The organism is Rhodococcus sp. LB1, assembly GCF_001583455.1.
Lineage (GTDB): Bacteria > Actinomycetota > Actinomycetes > Mycobacteriales > Mycobacteriaceae > Rhodococcus_F > Rhodococcus_F opacus.
Genome location: NZ_LTCZ01000258.1, coordinates 1 through 1,121, shown reverse-complemented (window position 1 = coordinate 1,121; position 1,121 = coordinate 1). Strand labels below are relative to the sequence as shown.

Genomic DNA, 1,121 nt, shown 5'->3' with positions numbered 1-1,121 from the left:
GACAGGTGCACCACGTGCCCGGGGTCGCCGCGCAACTCCCAGCCCGCGTTCAGCATCGGTGTCAGGGTGGCGTGCAGGACCGCGGTCAGTTCCTGGGCGGCGCGGTTGCGGAGGGCCTCCATGTCGTCGACGTCGTCTTCGCTGCCCGGGTCGATGATCCACCCGAGCAGCTCGCACGCGCCCTGTCCGACGACCCAGATCTGCGCGGGGGCGCCCAACGGTGTCAGCGAGGCCCAGCGAATCAGCTTGTCCAGCTTCTCCACCGAGTCGACCGGACCGGTCAACTCCCGCCCGGACGGTGTGTAGGTCCCGGCGGCGGTCACGATCAACGCATGGCCATCGGCTTCGTCTCCGGCGGGCAGCGCCTCCCACACCGGCGGATCGGCCCCGTCGCTGCCAGCCTCTTCGCTGCCAGCCGTGTCGTTGTCAGCCTCTTCGCTGCCAGCCGTGTCGTTTCCAGCCGTGTCGCTGCCAGTCGCGTCCTCGTCGTCGCCGTCCACCTCAGCGCTGCCGGCCGCTTCGCTGTCCGTCTCGGGTGTCGGCGGGGTCGGGGCGTCGTCGGCTTCGTCGGCGTCGGCGACATCCGACCGCTCGGGCGATGCAGGGTGTGCGGCAACGGCTGGACCCGAGCCCGCCTGATCGGCTTCGACGAAGACATCAGCATCGACAGAGAAAGCGTCGTCGTCGGGAAGAACATCCTCGTCGGGGAGAACGTCATCATCGTCAGGGAGAACATCATCGGTGGAAGAGGGAGACGTCGTCAGGGCTGTCTCGGGCAGTGCGAACAGGGGTATCTGTTCCCATGGACTGCTCATGACTCCTGCTCGGTGATCCGGCCGTCGTGATCTGCCGGCGGGACGCGGTAGCGGTCGAAGAATTCCTGCAGGGCGACGTCCACGATGTTGGTCACCGTGGATTGGCGATCGTTCACCAGCCAGTTCAACCGGGCCTCCGTCGAGGCCAGGACGCGGGTGTTGAGCGGAACCTTCGTCGGGCCCTTCCGCGGTTCCAGCTTCGCCGTCAACTCCGGACTCGGCGTTCCCGCACCACCGAAGTCTCCCGCACCGGACGCGCGTTTCCCCGAGCCCGCGGCGGCTCGTGCGGCCCCGGTCGGGCGGCGG

General features: G+C 68.6%; 1 protein-coding gene and 1 pseudogene. Both read right to left on the bottom strand.

Annotated elements, in window-relative coordinates:
• Positions 1-815, bottom strand: a pseudogene (locus AZG88_RS28695) (hypothetical protein); the annotation flags it as partial.
• A partial coding sequence (locus tag AZG88_RS28690; protein ID WP_061699837.1) for a hypothetical protein occupies positions 812-1,121 on the bottom strand: 310 nt, incomplete at its 5' end. The gene AZG88_RS28690 and the pseudogene AZG88_RS28695, both read right to left, overlap by 4 nt.